1 protein-coding gene is annotated in these 316 nt (G+C 69.9%); it reads right to left on the reverse strand.

Going from position 1 to position 316, the window contains the following annotated elements; translation table 11 throughout:
• A partial coding sequence (locus AB0G02_RS36515; RefSeq protein WP_360803950.1) for a M1 family aminopeptidase occupies positions 1-316 on the reverse strand: 316 nt, incomplete at both ends.

Below are 316 nucleotides of genomic sequence, written 5' to 3' on the forward strand. Positions count from 1 at the left end.
CGTCAGCGGGCCGGTGAACTCGGTGACCTCGCTGGGCACTCGGTGCGCCAGGTAGTCGGCGAACGCCTGGCCCAGCCACAGGTCGTCCCACCACTTGTTGGTCACCAGGCCGGCCCACCACATCAGCGACAGGCCGTGCGCGATGACCACCGCGCGGGTCTCGTGCTCGCTGCGCGGCGCGGGCGTGCGGAACAGGTACAGCTCCTTGAGCAGCACGCAGCCGGGGTGGTCCAGCGACAGGTAGCTGAACTCCGGCGCGAAGACCTGGTCGAACCGGCCGAACGGGTAGCGCACGCCGAAGAGCCGGTGGAACTCG

The organism is Actinosynnema sp. NPDC023658 (assembly GCF_040639995.1).
GTDB lineage: Bacteria > Actinomycetota > Actinomycetes > Mycobacteriales > Pseudonocardiaceae > Actinosynnema.